At 63.1% G+C, this 16,169-nt stretch carries 14 protein-coding genes; all 14 read left to right on the forward strand.

Annotated features, from left to right (window positions below):
* Positions 1-28: 28 nt before the first annotated feature.
* Positions 29-811, forward strand: a complete 783-nt coding sequence (locus DSOUD_RS01530) for an enoyl-CoA hydratase-related protein (RefSeq protein ID WP_053549338.1) — start codon at positions 29-31, stop codon at positions 809-811.
* Positions 812-828: 17 nt separating this feature from the next.
* A complete protein-coding gene (locus tag DSOUD_RS01535; RefSeq protein WP_053549339.1) occupies positions 829-1,986 on the forward strand; it encodes an acyl-CoA dehydrogenase family protein in 1,158 nt (385 codons plus the stop codon).
* Positions 1,987-2,183: 197 nt separating this feature from the next.
* Entirely contained in the window at positions 2,184-3,332 is a 1,149-nt protein-coding gene (locus DSOUD_RS01540; RefSeq protein ID WP_053549340.1) for an acyl-CoA dehydrogenase, read from the forward strand.
* A gap of 163 nt (positions 3,333-3,495) precedes the next feature.
* A complete protein-coding gene (locus tag DSOUD_RS01545; RefSeq protein ID WP_053549341.1) occupies positions 3,496-4,470 on the forward strand; it encodes a CoA transferase subunit A in 975 nt (324 codons plus the stop codon).
* Between the two features lie 2 nt (positions 4,471-4,472).
* Positions 4,473-5,297, forward strand: coding sequence for a CoA-transferase subunit beta (locus DSOUD_RS01550; RefSeq protein ID WP_232426481.1), 825 nt, complete (start codon positions 4,473-4,475; stop codon positions 5,295-5,297).
* Positions 5,298-5,310: 13 nt separating this feature from the next.
* The gene (locus DSOUD_RS01555) at positions 5,311-6,132 is read left to right on the forward strand and encodes a CoA transferase (protein ID WP_053549342.1); all 822 of its coding nucleotides are present in this window, start codon (positions 5,311-5,313) and stop codon (positions 6,130-6,132) included.
* A 35-nt stretch (positions 6,133-6,167) separates the two neighbouring features.
* Entirely contained in the window at positions 6,168-6,737 is a 570-nt protein-coding gene (locus DSOUD_RS01560; protein ID WP_053549343.1) for a DUF6125 family protein, read from the forward strand.
* 342 nt (positions 6,738-7,079) lie between these two features.
* On the forward strand, positions 7,080-8,639 hold the full coding sequence (locus DSOUD_RS01565; RefSeq protein WP_053549344.1) for an acetyl-CoA hydrolase/transferase C-terminal domain-containing protein: 1,560 nt from the start codon (positions 7,080-7,082) through the stop codon (positions 8,637-8,639).
* Between the two features lie 106 nt (positions 8,640-8,745).
* Entirely contained in the window at positions 8,746-9,462 is a 717-nt protein-coding gene (locus DSOUD_RS01570) for an IclR family transcriptional regulator (RefSeq protein ID WP_053549345.1), read from the forward strand.
* 360 nt (positions 9,463-9,822) lie between these two features.
* Complete coding sequence (locus DSOUD_RS01575) at positions 9,823-11,781, forward strand: AMP-binding protein (protein ID WP_198300350.1); 1,959 nt, start codon at positions 9,823-9,825, stop codon at positions 11,779-11,781.
* A gap of 8 nt (positions 11,782-11,789) precedes the next feature.
* Positions 11,790-12,584, forward strand: coding sequence for an ABC transporter ATP-binding protein (locus DSOUD_RS01580; RefSeq protein ID WP_053549347.1), 795 nt, complete (start codon positions 11,790-11,792; stop codon positions 12,582-12,584).
* 110 nt (positions 12,585-12,694) lie between these two features.
* Positions 12,695-13,594 carry a branched-chain amino acid ABC transporter permease gene (locus tag DSOUD_RS01585; RefSeq protein ID WP_053549348.1) on the forward strand — a complete coding sequence of 300 codons (900 nt, stop codon included), beginning with the start codon at positions 12,695-12,697 and terminating at the stop codon, positions 13,592-13,594.
* Between the two features lie 45 nt (positions 13,595-13,639).
* Entirely contained in the window at positions 13,640-14,704 is a 1,065-nt protein-coding gene (locus DSOUD_RS01590; protein WP_053549349.1) for a branched-chain amino acid ABC transporter permease, read from the forward strand.
* A gap of 105 nt (positions 14,705-14,809) precedes the next feature.
* Positions 14,810-16,150, forward strand: coding sequence for an ABC transporter substrate-binding protein (locus tag DSOUD_RS01595; RefSeq protein ID WP_053549350.1), 1,341 nt, complete (start codon positions 14,810-14,812; stop codon positions 16,148-16,150).
* Positions 16,151-16,169: the final 19 nt, after the last annotated feature.

The following is a 16,169-nucleotide window of genomic DNA, read 5'->3' on the forward strand; positions in this document are numbered from 1 at the left end:
CATAGTTCGCCCTGTCCAAGGAGTCATCATGGAATTCAATAACCTGCTGGTGGAAAAATCCGACGGCATAGCCACCGTCACCGTCAATCGCCCCAGGGCCCTCAACGCCCTCAACGAAGAGACCCTCGGGGAACTCCTCGCCTGCTTCGAGGGTCTGGAAGCCGACGCCTCCGTCCGGGCGGTGATCCTTACCGGCGCCGGGGAAAAGGCCTTCGTCGCCGGCGCCGATATCGCCGCGATGAAAGACCTCGACGCCGTCGCCGCCCGGGACTTCGCCCTCCTCGGCCATCAAGTGATGCACCTCATCGAACACCTCTCCAAACCGGTGATCGCGGCGGTGAACGGCTTTGCCCTCGGCGGCGGCTGCGAACTGGCCCTGGCCTGCGATATCCGGTTCGCCGGCGACAACGCCCGCTTCGGGCAGCCGGAGGTCAACCTCGGGGTCATCCCCGGCTTCGGCGGCACCCAGCGCCTGCCGCGCCTCATCGGCAAGGGGAGGGCCAAGGAACTCCTTTTCACCGGCGATATGATCGACGCCGGAGAGGCTTTGCGCCTCGGCCTGGTCAACAGGGTCGTCCCCCCGGCCGAGCTCCTCGATGCGGCCCGGGTCCTGGCGGCCAAAATCGCCGCCAAGGGAGCCTTCGCCGTGGCGTTGTGCAAGGAGGCGGTCAACAACGGGCTGGAAATGGAAATGGACAAGGCCTGTCGTTTTGAGGCCGACCACTTCGCACTCTGTTTTGCCACCGCCGACCAGAAGGAAGGAATGAGCGCCTTTCTGGAAAAACGGCCGGCCAACTTCTCGGGGCGCTGAGCGCAAGGAGAGTTCTGATGTATCTCGATCTCAACGAAGAACAGCGGCTGATTCAGGAGACCGCCCGGGATTTCGCCGCCTCGGTCCTGGCACCGGCGGCCGCCGCCCTCGACCGGGGGGGGGAGCAGGAGGCCTATTTCGCCCATCTGCACCAGCTGGCCGAACTCGGTTTTATGGGGCTCAACGTCAAGGAGGAGTACGGCGGCTCCGAGGCCGGGGTCGTCGCCTTTTCCGTCGCCCTGACGGAGATCGCCCGCGCCTGCGCCTCGACGGCGGTCACCGTCTCGGTCAACAACATGGTCTGCGAGGTGATCCAGAGCATCGGCAACGAAGAGCAGCGCCGGAAATACATCCCGAAAATCTGCAGCGGCCAGTACCGGGCCGGGGCCTTCGCCCTCACCGAGACGGGTGCGGGCTCGGACCCGGCGGGGATGACGACAAGTGCCGTCGCCGACGGCGATTCCTGGGTGCTTAACGGCTCGAAGATCTTCATCACCAGCGCTCCGTACGCCGGGGTCTTCGTCGTCTGGGCCGTCACCGACAGGGAGGCGCCCAAGGGGAAGGGGATCAGCTGTTTCCTGGTGGAGGCCGGCACTCCCGGTCTAATCATCGGCAAGGCCGAGGAAAAGATGGGGCAGCACGCCTCGGCGACCAACGAGGTGGTCTTCAACGACTGCCGGATCCCCGGAGAAGCCCTGATGGGGAAGCTCAACGACGGCTTCCGCATCGCCGTCGCCGAACTCGCCGGCGGGCGCATCGGCATCGGCTCCCTCGGCCTCGGCGTCGGCCTGGCGGCCATGGACTGCGCCACGGCCTACGCCCTGGCGCGCAGCCAGTTCGGCCAGAAGATCTCCTCCTTCCAGGCCATCCAGTGGAAGATCGCCGACGCCTACACCGAACTCGAGGGGGCGCGCCTCCTCCTCATGCAGGCCGCCTTCAAAAAGGAGCAGGGGAAACCCTTCGCCAAGGAGGCGTCCATGGCCAAGCTCTTTGCCACCGAGTCGGCCAATCGCGCCTGCTACGAGGCGGTGCAGATCCTCGGCGGCTACGGCTATACCCGCGACTACCCGGTGGAACGCTACGCCCGCGACGCCCGGATCACCACCATCTACGAAGGGACGAGCGAGATCCAGCGCCTGATCGTCTCGCGGGAGATCCTGCGGGGGTTTGCCTAGTTGAAATGGAAAGGCGTTAACCACAGAGGCACAGAGACACAGAGAAAACCCTAAGAAAACACGCCAGAGATCCAAAAATACCCACCACAAGTTGTGGAAAGTTAACCCGGATCGAGAGATTTTAAATCTTCCTCTGTGTCTCTGTGCCTCTGTGGTGAAGATTTTAAAAAACGAAAACAAATCCATAAGGAGGTCCCATGAATTTCGATCTGACCGACGAGCACAAGATGATGCGGGAGATGGTGCGCAGCTTTGCCGAGGCGGAGCTCGCCCCCGGCACCAGGGAGCGGGACGAAAACGAACGCTTCGATCGGGCGCTGATGTTCGACAAGGTCGCCGAGCTCGGCCTGGCCGGGGTGATCTTCCCCGAGGAGTACGGCGGCGCCGGCGCCGACTACCTCAGCTACGCCATCGTCGTCGAGGAGCTCTCCCGGGTCTGCGCCTCCACCGGCGTGACCCTCTCCGCCCACGTCTCCCTCGGCGCCAACCCGATCTACAAGTTCGGCACCGAGGAGCAGAAACAGCAGTTTCTCGTCCCCCTGGCCGAGGGGAGCAAGCTCGGCGCCTTCGGACTCACCGAAACCTCCGCCGGCTCCGATGCCGGCGGCACCCGCACCACCGCCGTTCTCGACGGCGACGAATGGATTTTGAACGGCAGCAAGATCTTCATCACCAACGGCGGCGACGCCGAGATCTACGTCATCTTCGCCCGCACCGACAAGAAGGCCGAAAAGCACCACGGCATCAGCGCCTTCATCCTCGAAAAGGACACCCCCGGCTTCACCTTCGGCAAGAAGGAGCAGAAGATGGGGATCCGCTCCTCGCCGACCATGGAGCTGGTCTTCGACAACTGCCGCATCCCCAAAGGAAACCTCCTCGGCGAGCTCGGCAAGGGGTTCAAGGTCGCCATGCAGACTCTCGACGGCGGCCGCATCGGCATCGCCTCCCAGGCCCTCGGCATCGCCCAGGGGGCTTTCGAAGCGGCGGTGAATTACGCCCGCGAGCGCAAGCAGTTCGACACCCCCATCGCCAATTTTCAGGGGGTGCAGTTCATCCTTGCCGACATGGCAACCCAGATCGCCGCGGCGCGCCTCGTCGTCTACCAGGCCGCCTACAAGGCGAGCGCCGGCCAGCCCTTCTCCATGGAGTCGGCCATGGCCAAGCTCATCGCCTCGGAAACGGCGATGGCGGTCACCACCAAGGCGGTACAGGTCTTCGGCGGCTACGGCTACACTCGCGAATACCCGGTGGAGCGGATGATGCGCGACGCCAAGATCACCGAGATCTACGAGGGGACGAGCGAGGTGCAGCGCCTGGTCATCGGCACCAACCTCACCCGCGGCTGATTTCCTTTTGAAAATCTGTTGCACCACAGAGACACAGAGGCACAGAGAAGGGCAAACCTCACCGGCGCCAGGTTCAGTTTTTAGTGCCTCCCTCTGTGTCTCAGTGCCTCTGTGGTGAAGCCCGTGTCCCGGATTTGATTGCCCCTTCGGGGAGGAGGATAGGATGGCGAAAAAGAACAAGCGGATTTCACTGCAGGAGGCGGCTGCGCTCATCGGCGACGGCAGCACCCTGACCTTTTCCGGATTCACCATCTGGCGCCGCCCCATGGCGCTCGTTTTCGAGCTCATCCGCCAGAAGAGGCGCGATCTGCATCTCATCGAGGTCAACGGCGGTCCGCAGACCGAATTTCTCGTCGGCGCCGGCTGCGTCGCCGTCTGGGAATCGTGCTGGGTCGGTCATGAGCTCTACGGCAAGTACGGCGCCAACGTCTCGCGCAAGGTCGGCACCGGCGAGCTCCTCGTCGAGGATTACAGCCACGCCGAGATGACTTTCCGCATGGCGGCGGCCGCCGCCGGGATGCCCTTCTCCGTCAGCCAGTCGTCTTTGGGGACGGACCTGCACAACCCGGCCTACGACATGCTCGGCCGCGCCGGCAAACGCGACGGCCGCGACGGCCGCATCGCCCGCCACAAGTATCAGTTCATGGACGACCCGTTCTACGGCGGAGGCCAGTACGTCCTGGCGCCGGCGCCGAAGATCGACGTGGCGGTCCTCAGCGTCCAGCAGGTCGGCGAGGGGGGAACGGTGCGCGTGGCGGGGCAGTATTACACCGACCCCGAGGTGGCCCGCGCGGCAAAAATTACCATCGCCGTCGCCGAGGAGATCGTTCCCGAAGAATACCTGCGGCGCAACAGCGACGCCAACACCATCCCTTCCCTGGAAGTCGACTACATCGTCGAGTGCCCCTGGAACGCCCATCCCACTGGGATGTTCGGCCGCTATGACGTCGACGGCGACTTCCTCCGCGATTTCTACCAGCGCACCCGCACCCAGGAAGGATTCGACGCCTGGGCGCAGGAGTGGGTCTTCGGCCAGGATCACCTCTCCTATCTGGAGAAGCTCGGCTGGCCCCGCACCCTCGGGCTCAAGGCCAACAGCGCCGTCAACTACAGCACCAGCGTCAAAAGGGGGGTGTGATCATGACCATGAAGGAATATGCCAGGGACGGGGAGTTCAACCTCGCCGACCTCCTCTGCTGCGCCGCTTCCCGCGAGGTGCAGGACAACGAGGTCGTCTTCGCCGGGACCGGGCTGCCGATGGTCGCCATCATGCTCGCCCAGAAGACCCACGCCCCCAACCTCAAGCTCATCTTCGAGGCCGGGACCCTCGATGGCCGCCCGGCGGAGCTCCCCACCTCCGTGGGCGATCCCCGCTGCGAAATGGGGGCCTCCCGCTCCTCGGGGCTCTACGACGCCTTCGCCATCGCCCAGCGCGGCTACGTCGATCTCGGCTTTCTCGGCGGCGCCGAGGTCGATCAGTACGGCAACGTCAACACCACCGTCATCGGCGACTATCTCCAGCCGGAGCTGCGCCTCACCGGCAGCGGCGGCAACCCCGACATCAACTCCTTTGCCTCTCGCACCGTCTTCATCATGGTCCACGAGAAGCGGCGTTTCGTGGAGAACGTCAGCTACATCACCTCCCCCGGCTGGCGGGTGAAGAAGTGGCCGGAAGGGAGCTGGGTGCCGCGGAGGACCCTCTATGGCGCCGCCTATCGCGGCGGCCCCTCGGCGGTCATCAGCACCGCCGGGGTCTTTCGCTTCGACGACGAAACGGGGGTGATCTACCTCGACACCTGCCATCCGGGGCAGAGTCCCGAGGGGATCGCCGAGCTCTGCCAGTTCGACCTCGACATCTCCCGGGTCAGCGGCCAGACGCCGAAACCGACCTACGAGGAGTTGCACCTGATTCACGAGGTCCTCGATCCCGAACAGATCTTCATCCCCAAAACCGCCAAGGGTTGAGGAGCAGTCACCTATGCAAGCGCTGACCGGCATGACCGTCGTCAACCTGTCCCTCAATCTCCCCGGACCAGCCGCCGCCCGGCGTCTCCTGAGTCTCGGCGCCCGAGTGGTGAAGGTCGAGCCTCCCGGCGGCGATCCGATGGAACAGTACCACGGCGCCTGGTACCGGGAGTTGGCCGCCGGGCAGGAGGTGCTGACGGTCGATCTGAAAATCGCCGAAGAACGGAGCCGTTTCGACGCCCTCCTCGGCCAGGCCGACCTCCTCCTCACGGCCAGCCGCCCCGCCGCCCTCGAGCGTCTCGATCTGGACTGGGACGGGCTGCACCGCCGATTCCCCAGTCTCTGCCAGGTCGCCATCGTCGGCTTTCCGGCCCCGCGGCAGAACGAGGCGGGACACGACCTGACCTACCAGGCTTCCCTGGGTCTCCTTAATCCGCCGCACATGCCGCGCACCCTGGTGGCGGACATGGCCGGAGCCGAACAGGCGGTGACGGCGGCCCTGGCGCTCCTCTTGACCAGGCAGCGGAGCGGCGAGGGGGGGTATGCCGAGGTGGCCCTTTCGGAAGCGGCCGCGGCCATGGCCGAGCCGCTGCGCTTCGGCACCACGGCCCCCGGCGCCCTCCTCGGCGGCGGCATTCCCGAATACAATCTCTACCCGGCCGCCGAAGGGTGGGTCGCCCTGGCGGCGCTGGAGCCGCACTTCAAAAAACGCCTCGATGCCGCCCTCGGGACCGTCGATTACTCCGCGGCCTTCAAAGGCAGAAGTGCCGCCGAGTGGCAGGCCTGGGGGCAGCAGTTGGATATTCCCGTCGTCGCCGTTGGCGGCGGCGCCTGAACCGGTTGGAGACCAAACCCCATAGCGGAGGGCACATGAGTCGAATACAGAGCGAAAAAACCGTCACCGCCACCCCCCTCGACGAGGGGATTCAGCTCCTGAACGACCTGAGCAAGGAGGAGCTGATCGCCATCATCGTCGACGACGCGAAAAACTGGCTGGCCCACGACGGTCTCTGGTTCCAGGCCGTCGAGAAGGTGCACGGGATGGAGGCGGCCATCGACGCCGACCGGGAGGCCTGGCGTTCCTTTACCGTCCTCGAGGCGAAGCGGATCATGGCCCGGCTCGGCCTGGAGCCCGGCGGCGGGATCCCGGCCCTCGTCGAGTGCCTCAAGCACCGCCTCTACGCCCGGCTCAACCTGCAGGAGAGTTTAGAAATCACCGGCAACCGGGCCCTCTTCCGCATGGTCGACTGCCGGGTGCAGTCGGCGCGCAAGCGCAAGGGGCTGGCCGATTTCCCCTGCAAGAGCGTCGGGGTCGTCGAGTACGCCGAGTTCGCCCGCACCGTCGATCCGCGCATCGAGACCCGTTGTCTCGCCTGCCCCCCCGATGCCCACCCCGATGAATACTGGTGCGCCTGGGAGTTTTCCCTGGCCGTCGATTAGTCGGCCCCTTTTCCCCGCCGCCCTCGCCCGAAGGACTTCCCTTCGGGCGTTTTTTTTGTCCTGTAAACCGGGGTGACAGTGTCTGCTTCGGGAGACGAGGGCTAGGGGCGCGCCGGGAGCGGGGAAAAGGGGGCCGGGGTGTAAACACCGGGGATAATAATAAAAAAATATAAAAATATTTTATAAAAAATTGCAGATAATAAAAGAAATAAAAACAACCACTTGGGCTTGGATTGTCTGCTGTTTGACCAATCCTCGTTTGTTGGCACCGTGATTGCTATAACAGTGTTATGAATTTTAAGGAATTGCCCACGCTCCATTTCCTGGCAAAGGAGGTCCGCCGTGTCCGAGTTGCATAAGCGAATCAGAAGATCGAGCCTGCACGAGAAAATCATGTCTCCCGAGGAGACGATTCCCCTCTTCAAAAACGGCATGGATCTCGGCTGGTCGGGTTTCACCCCCGTCGGCTATCCCAAGGTGGTGCCGGCAATTCTCGCCGATTACGTGGAGAAGAACGCCTTGCAGGGGAAGATGCGCTTCAACCTCTACATCGGCGCCTCCATCGGCGTCGAGATCGAGGACCGCTGGGCGTCGCTGAAGATGACGGACAAGCGCTGGCCCTATCAGACCGGGAAGGTGATCCAGAAGGGGGTCAACAACGGCGAGGTGCGCATGGGGGACAAGCACCTCTCCCTCTACGCCCAGGACCTCGGGTACGGCTTCTACACCAAGGAAAACGGCGGCAAACTCGATCTGGCCATCATTGAAGTCACCGGCATCACCGAAGACGGCGGGCTGATCCTCGCCGGCTCGGTGGGGGTGACCACCGAGATCGTGCAGATCGCCAAAAAGATCATCCTTGAGGTCAACACCTCGATCCCCTCCTTCGAGGGGCTCCACGACATCGTCATGCTCGACCTCCCCCCCCACCGCACCCCCTACCTGATTAGCAAGGTGGAGGACCGCATCGGCACCACCTATGTCCCCTGCGACCCGGACAAGATCGTCGCCATCGTCGAGTCGCGCTTTCCCGACAACGGCCGCGCCCTCTCGGCTCCCGACGAGTGCTCGGAGCAGATCGCCGGACACATCCTCGAGTTCCTGCAGCACGAGGTCAAATCCGGCCGCCTCCCCAAAAACCTCCTCCCCATCCAGTCGGGGGTCGGGAACATCGCCAACGCCGTCGTCGGCGGCCTGGTCACCGGCCCTTTCAATAATCTCAAGGTCTGGACGGAGGTCATCCAGGACACCATGCTCGACCTCTTCGACTCGGGAAAACTCGAGTTCGCCTCCTCGACCTCCCTTTCTCTCTCCGCCGACGGCTTCCGCCGCCTTTACGAAAACTGGGATTTTTACACCAGCCGGGTGGTGCTGCGGCCGATGCAGATCAGCAACAACCCCGAGCCGATCCGCCGTCTCGGGGTCATCTCCATGAACACCCCCGTGGAGTTCGACATCTACGGCCACGCCAATTCGACCCTGGTGATGGGGTCGCGGATGATCAACGGCATCGGCGGCTCCGGGGACTTCTCCCGCAACGCCTACCTCTCCATCATGCACAGCCCCTCGACGCGGCCGACGAAGACCGACCCTCACGGCATCACCTGCGTCGTCCCCAAGGTCACCCACGTCGACCACACGGAACACGATCTCGACATCCTCGTCACCGAACAGGGGCTCGCCGACATGCGCGGCCTCTGCCCCCGGGACAGGGCCCAGGTCGTCATCGACCGCTGCGCCCACCCCCACTATCGTCCCCTGCTGCAGGACTATTTCGATCGCTCGCAAAGGGAGTGTTTCGCCAAGGGGATGGGGCACCAGCCGCACATGCTCTTTGCCGCCTACGCGATGCAGAAGAACCTTCTCGAGGAGGGGACGATGCGCATGGCCGGCTGGAGTTGATCCACTCCGGGATCGGTCGGACGAAAGGGGCGTTTTTACGCTTGTTGTGGCTGTGAAAAAGCTCTCGCCGGATCCATCGCCGGAAATGGGGGGGAAGGAGTGCCGCATGGAACATCGGGCAAAGGAGAGTTATGCCATCCAGTCCGTGGACAATGCCTTAAGTCTCCTCGAGGCGATGGGGGACGAACGGGGGGATTTTGCTCTCACCGACCTGAGCACCCGCCTCGGTCTGAACAAGTCGAGCGTCTTCCGTCTTCTGGCGACCTTTGAAGGACGGGGGTACGTGGAGACGGTGGAGGAATCGAAGACCTATCGCCTGGCCTCTTCCGCCTTCGAGATCGGCCGGAAGCTTCTGCTGCGCAACGACCTGCTGCAGCAGGCCCGGCCGGTGATGGAGCGCCTGGCCCGGGAGTGCGGCGAGAGCATCTATCTCGCCGTCCGCCGCGGAGGCGAGGTGCTTTTCCTCCACATGGTCGACTCCGGGCAGAAAGTGACCGTCATGTCCCTGGTCGGCCACCGCTACCCCCTGGAGGGCAACGCTCCCGGGCGACTTTTCCTGGCGCTGGGGCGGGAATCCCTTTCCGGAGACGGTCTGGAAGTAATCCGTCGTCAGGGATACGCCGTCGATCGCGACGGGCTCGGCGTCGGGATCGATGCCCTGGCCGCCCCCCTCGGGGGAGTTGCCGGAGATCTCAGCGGCGCCCTGTGCCTCATTGCCCCGGCCTTTCGCCTCGGCGACGAGCGCCTCGAAAAGGAACTGCTGGAAAGGCTGGTGGCCGGAGGTCGGATGGTCGAGGCGCGTCTCGGCTGGAGGCGCCGATGAGGCGCCGCTCTCTCGGACGAGGGAAGGGACGGCTTGCCGCCGCCCACGGCCGGCAGGAACTGTTAACTGCGGCGGCATGTCAACACCGGAGACAGGGAGGGGAAAGCCTCTAACGGGCCGATTTGTTTCATCCGGGGGAAGTATGCTGTTAATGCCCGGAGACACACCGATAAATAAAACATATTTTGAAACCAATTAGCTCAAAAAATTGTACACAAATATAGATAGTTGCAATAAATGATCTTCCGCATGAACAAATTGGCATCGGCATTGCTATAACACTGTTTGTATTTTATGCGAGGCCGGTTCCGTTCCAGCCCCCCGGGGTCTGGCCGACAACCAAACCGAGAGGAGGATTCAGTGACAGAGGCGATGCAATCCGCCGATACGTTCCCCAAGCTTCTGCTGGAGCATGACCGCCTGCGCGGCGACCGGCCGGCCATGCGGGAGAAGGATTTCGGCATCTGGCAGCCGTGGAGCTGGTCTCACGTCGCCTTGGGGGTGCGGGCCCTCGCCTGCGGCCTGGCGTCCATCGGCTTCAAGCGCGGGCAGAAGCTGGCCATACTCGGCGACAACCGCGTGCGACTCTACCAGGGGATGGCCGCGGCCCATGCCCTGGGTGGCATCGCCGTCCCCGTCTACCAGGATGCCGGCCCCGACGAGATCCTCTATGTCTTCAACAATGCCGGGGTGCATGTTGCCCTGGTGGCGGATCAGGAGCAGGTCGACAAGCTCCTCGAGATCAAGGAACGCTGTTCGTCCCTGGAAACGATCATCTTCATCGATCCCCGGGGGATGGCCCAATATCCCGAGCCGTATCTCTTCGGGTACGCCGAAATCAAAGGGTGCGGGCGGGTCTTCGACGAGCAGCATCCCGGCTTTTACCTGCAGGAGGTGGCTCAGGGGAAGGGGGAGGACATCGCCATGATCCTCCACACCTCCGGGGCGACGGGGAAGCCGAAGGGCGCGATTCTCAGCCACAACAACCTGATCATTACCGCCCGAAACGCCGCGGAGATCGAAGGGCTCAGTCCCGGCGAGGAAGTACTGGCCTACCTGCCCATGGCCGGCTCGGGGGACATCATGGTCTCCTACGCCCAGTCCTTCGTCGCCGGCTATTGCGTAAGCTGCCCGGAGAGCGCCGATACCATCCTCACCGATCTGCGGGAAATCGGCCCCAGCTACTTTTACGGACCGCCCCGCGTCTACGAGAGCCTGATGAAGTCGGTCATGCTGCGCATGGAGAGCGCCGGCCGGCTGCGGCGCGGCCTTTTTAACTTCTTCATGAAGCTGGGGCGGCGGGTCGGGGAGCGGATTCTCGACCGGGAACCGGTAGCCCTCTCCGACAGGCTCCTCTACGGGATCGGCCGCATCGTCATCTTCAACCCGCTCATGGACAATCTCGGCTTGAGCCGGGTGCGCGTCGCCACCACCGGCGGCGATGCCATCGGTCCCGATGTCGTCAGCTTCTTCCGCGCCCTGGGGATGAATCTGAAACAGATCTACGGACAGATGGAAGTCTCGATGTTCGTCACCATGCAGCGCAACGGCCAGATCAAGGCCAACACCGTCGGGACGCCGGCCAAGGACGTGGAGATCAAGATCGCCGACACCGGGGAAGTCCTCTATCGCGGCCCCGGCGCCTTTGCCGGGTACTGCAACGACCCGGAGGCGACGGCGGCGGCCAAGGACGCAAAGGGGTGGGTGCATACGGGGGATATCGGCTTTTTCGACGGCGATGGCCACCTCTGCATCATCGACCGGGTCAGCGACCTCGACCGTCTCAACGACGGCACCCTGGTGGCGCCCAAGTATATCGAGAACAAACTACGCTTTTCCCCCTACATCAAGACCGCGGTGGCCTTCGGCAACAGGCGCGATTGCGTCGCCGTCTTCATCAACATCGATCCCCTGGCCGTCGGAGCCTGGGCGCAGCAGCGCAACCTCTGGTATTCGGGGTATGCCGATCTGGCGGGGAAAACGGAGGTCTGCAACCTCATTGCCGAGTGCGTGGCCAAGGTCAACGCCGAACTCGCCGCCGAGGCGCGTCTGGGAAATCCCCACATCCGCCACTTCATGATCCTCGACAAGGAACTCAATGCCGACGACGGCGAGCTCACCCGCACCCGCAAGATACGCCGCCATTTCATCGCCCACAAGTACCAGCGGCAAATCGAGGCCCTCTATGCCGGACAGAAGGGGGGAGAGGGCAATTCCCGGGTGACGCAGGGTGTGCGGGAAGAGGGGGACGCCGGTGGCGGACCAAATGCTCACCAGAAGCCGACATTTGATTCTGCACCGACCGAAGCGGTCGGATAAGGAGGACCATGAACAGCGGCAAGGTTCACCATACCGGGGACATCATCCTTAAAATCGATAATATCGCCCTCTCCTTCGGCGGCATCAAGGCCCTCACCGACGTGAGCTTCCAGGTGCGCAAGCATGAAATCCTGGCCATCATCGGTCCCAACGGCGCCGGGAAGAGTTCCATGCTCAACTGCATCAACGGCGTCTATCACCCCCAGGACGGCGCCATCACCTTCAAGGGGGAGACCCGCAAGCAGATGCGCCCGCACATCGCCGCCAAGCAGGGGATCGCCCGGACGTTTCAAAACATCGCCCTCTTCAAGGGGATGAGCGTTCTCGACAACATCATGACCGGGCGCAACCTGATGATGAAGACCCGCTTCTGGCAGCAGGCGATCTACTGGGGGGCGGCCCAGCGCGAGGAGATCGAGCACCGCAAGAAGGTGGAGGAGATCATCCGCTTTCTCCAGATCGAATCGGTGCGCAAGACGATGGTGAGCCAGCTCTCCTACGGCCTGCAGAAGCGCGTCGAGCTCGGACGGGCCCTGGCGGCCGAACCGGATCTTCTCCTGCTCGACGAACCGATGGCGGGGATGAACGTCGAGGAGAAGCAGGACATGTGCCGCTTCATCCTCGAGGTCAACGAGCAGTTCGGGACGACCATCATCCTCATCGAGCACGACATGGGGGTGGTGATGGACCTTTCCGACCGGGTGGTGGTCCTCGAATACGGACGCAAGATCGCTGACGGCACCCCCGACGAGGTGCGCAGCAACCAGACGGTGATCGACGCCTATTTGGGGGTTTCGCATTAGGGGCGGGAAGAAGGAAGAAGGAAGAAGAGAGAAGGTCGAAAACGGAAAACAGAATACGGAAGATTCCGGGATCTGGAACTTGGGACGGACCATTCTTTGAAGGAGTCGCTATGGGCTGGGAATTTTTTTTGGAGGTGCTGATCGGCGGGTTGCTCGCCGGGGTCATGTACTCCCTGGTTGCGCTCGGTTTTGTGCTGATCTACAAGGCGTCCGGAGTCTTCAACTTCGCCCAGGGGGCCATGGTCTTTTTCGCCGCCCTCACCTTTGTCTCTCTCGTCGAGCGCGGGGTGAATTTCTGGCTGGCGCTCCTTGTCACCATGGCCGCTATGGCGATCTTCGGCGTCCTGGTGGAGCGCCTGGTGCTGCGGCCTCTGGTTGGGCAGCCGCCGATCACCCTCTTCATGGCGACCATCGGCCTGGCCTTCTTCCTCGAAGGGCTGACCCAGGGGCTCTGGGGCGCCCAGGTGCACAGCCTGGAGCTGGGGATCAAGGACATCCCCTTCATGGTGGGGGGGATCATGATCAGCCAGTTCGACCTCTTTGCCGCCGGCACCGCCGGGGTGCTGGTCATCGCCCTGGCGATTTTCTTCCAGAAGACGCGCATCGGCCGGGCGCTGCGGGCGGTGGCCGACGATCATCAGGCGGCCCAGTCGGTCGGCATCCCCCTCAAGCATATCTGGGCCATCGTCTGGACGGTGGCCGGGCTGGTGGCGCTGGTGGCGGGGATGCTGTGGGGGGCCCGCACCGGGGTGCAGTTCGCCCTCACCTTTACCGCCCTCAAGGCCCTGCCGGTCCTCATTCTCGGCGGCTTTTCGTCGATTCCCGGGGCGATCGTCGGCGGCCTCCTCATCGGCGCCGGAGAAAAACTCGCCGAGGTCTATATCGGTTCGAGTCTCGGTCTCAACATCGGCACCGGCATCGAAAACTGGTTTCCCTACATGCTGGCTCTCGTTTTTCTCCTGGTGCGCCCCGAAGGGCTCTTCGGCGAGAAGCATATCGATCGCGTCTGAAAAAGAGGGTAGAGACCGGGTGCATTCGTTTTTATCGGAGGAATCATGATTTACCGGGAAGCAGGACAGTTCAAGACCACTTATGCGCAGGATAGCCTGATCTTTCCCCTGCGGCAGGACCGCCTGTCGATGGTGGCTCTATTCGCCTTCGCCTACGTCATCGTGCCGGCCTTTGCCACCGATTACTGGTTCAGCGCCATATTGATCCCCTTTCTCATCCTCTCCCTGGCCGCCCTGGGGCTCAACATCCTCACCGGCTACACCGGCCAGTTGTCCCTGGGGACCGCCGGTTTCATGGCGGTGGGGGCCTTTGCCGCCTTCAACTTCATGCTCCGGGTCCCAGGGATGCCGATCCTTCTCGCCTTCGTCCTCGCCGGCCTCTCCGCCGCCGCCGTCGGCATTCTCTTCGGCCTGCCGAGCCTGCGCATCAAGGGGTTTTATCTGGCGGTGGCCACCCTGGCGGCCCAGTTCTTCATCGAATGGACCCTCACCAAGTTCTCCTGGTTCTCCAACGACAACAGCTCGGGGGTGATCAGCGCCCAGAAGATGCAGATTCTCGGCTACGATTTCGATACGCCGGTGAGCAAGTATCTCCTCACCCTCACCATCGTCGTCGTCCTTACGGTGCTGGCGATCAATCTGATCCGCAGCGAAACAGGCCGGGCGTTCATGGCGGTGCGCGACATGGGGGTGGCGGCGGAGGTTGTCGGAATCCCCATGCTCAAGACCAAGCTCCTCTCCTTTGCCATCAGCTCCTTTTACTGCGGCATCGCCGGGGCGCTCTGGGCCTTTGCCTACCTCGGTTCCGTCGAGCCGCAGGCCTTCGACCTCAACCGCTCTTTCCAGATGCTCTTCATGATCATCATCGGCGGCATGGGGAGCATCCTCGGTTCGTTCCTCGGCGCTTTTTTCATGCTCCTGCTGCCGATCCTGCTCAACGTCTTCGGCCATGCCCTCTTTCCCGGCATCCGCAGCGACCTGCTGTCGAATCTCGAAGTCTGCCTCTTCGGCGCCCTGATCATCTTCTTCCTCATCGTCGAGCCCCAGGGGCTGGCCAAGCTCTGGCGCACCGGCAAGGAGAAGCTTCGGTTGTGGCCCTTCCCGTACTGATTTCCGCCGGGGGGACCAAAAACCCCCGGTCCGCCCTTGTCGAGCAAGTGCAGCCTTGCTGCGACTGTTGTCTGTCGGCTGCCCACATTTAGATGGAGGTGTTCCATGAAAGAACGGAGGCTCAAACGAGCCGTGCTGGGGATCGTGATCGTCCTGTTGATGCTGGCGACGCCGGTCTTGGCCGCCGAGCAGTACATTGCCATGCTGAGCTTTCGCGTCGGGCCCTATGCCGCCGGCGGCACTGGATTCTACGGCGGCTACATCGATTATCTCGACATGCTCAACAAGCGCGATGGCGGCATCAACGGCGTCAAGCTGACCTGGGAAGAGTGCGAGACCGAGTACAAAAACGACCGCGGCGTCGAATGCTACGAGCGCCTGAAAAACAACGGCCCGACCGGCGCCAGCGTCATCATTCCCCTCTCCACCGGCATCACCTACTCGCTCATCGACCGGGTCAACGTCGACAAATTGCCCCTGGTCACCATGGGCTACGGCCGTTCCGATGCCGCCGACGGCCGGGTCTTCCCCTACGTCTTTCCCGTGGTGACGAGCTACTGGAGCCAGAATACGGCGAAGATCAAGTACATCGGCTCTCTGGAAGGGGGGATGGACAAGCTCAAAGGGAAAAAGATCGTCAACCTCTACCACGGCTCGGCCTACGGCAAGGAGACGATGGGGCTCCTCGATCTGCAGGCGGCCAAGTACGGCTTCACGGTCACCCACATCGAGGTTCCCCATCCGGGGAACGAGCAGCAGTCCCAGTGGATGCAGATTCGCCAGATGAAGCCGGACTGGGTCATCCTGCGCGGCTGGGGGGTCATGAACTCGGTGGCCCTCAAGACGGCGCAGAAGGTCGGCTTCCCCGCCAACCGCATGATCGGCGGCTGGTGGAGCGGCGCCGAAGAGGACGTAATTCCCGCCGGCGATGCTGCCAAGAACTTCGTCACCGCCGCCTTTCACCCCTCGGGGGTCGACTTTCCCGTCATTCAGGACATCCTCAAGCATGTCTACGCCAAGGGGGGGACCGGAAACATGACCGATCCGAAGCGGATCGGCCAGCAGTATTTCAATCGGGGCGTCATTCAGGGGATTCTGGTCGCCGAGGCGATCCGTACGGGACAGGAGAAGTATGGCAAGCGTTCCCTCACCGGCGAGGAGATGCGCTGGGGCTTTGAGAATCTCGACATCGACGACAAGCGCCTCAAGGAACTCGGCGCCCACGATCTGCTCCAGCCCCTCAAGCTCTCCTGCATGGACCACGAAGGGGGCGGAGCGGTGAAGTTCCAGCGCTGGAACGGTGACAAGTGGGAGATCGTTTCCGACTGGATCCCCTCGGACCAGGAGATCGTGCGGCCGGAAGTGGAAAAGTCCGCCGCCAAGTACGCCGCCGAAAAGGGGATTACCCTGCGGAACTGCACCCAGGAAGCCAAGGCCAAAAAATAGTCGTTCCACGAGCGGGCCG

It is taken from the genome of Desulfuromonas soudanensis, from assembly GCF_001278055.1.
Lineage (GTDB): Bacteria > Desulfobacterota > Desulfuromonadia > Desulfuromonadales > WTL > Deferrimonas > Deferrimonas soudanensis.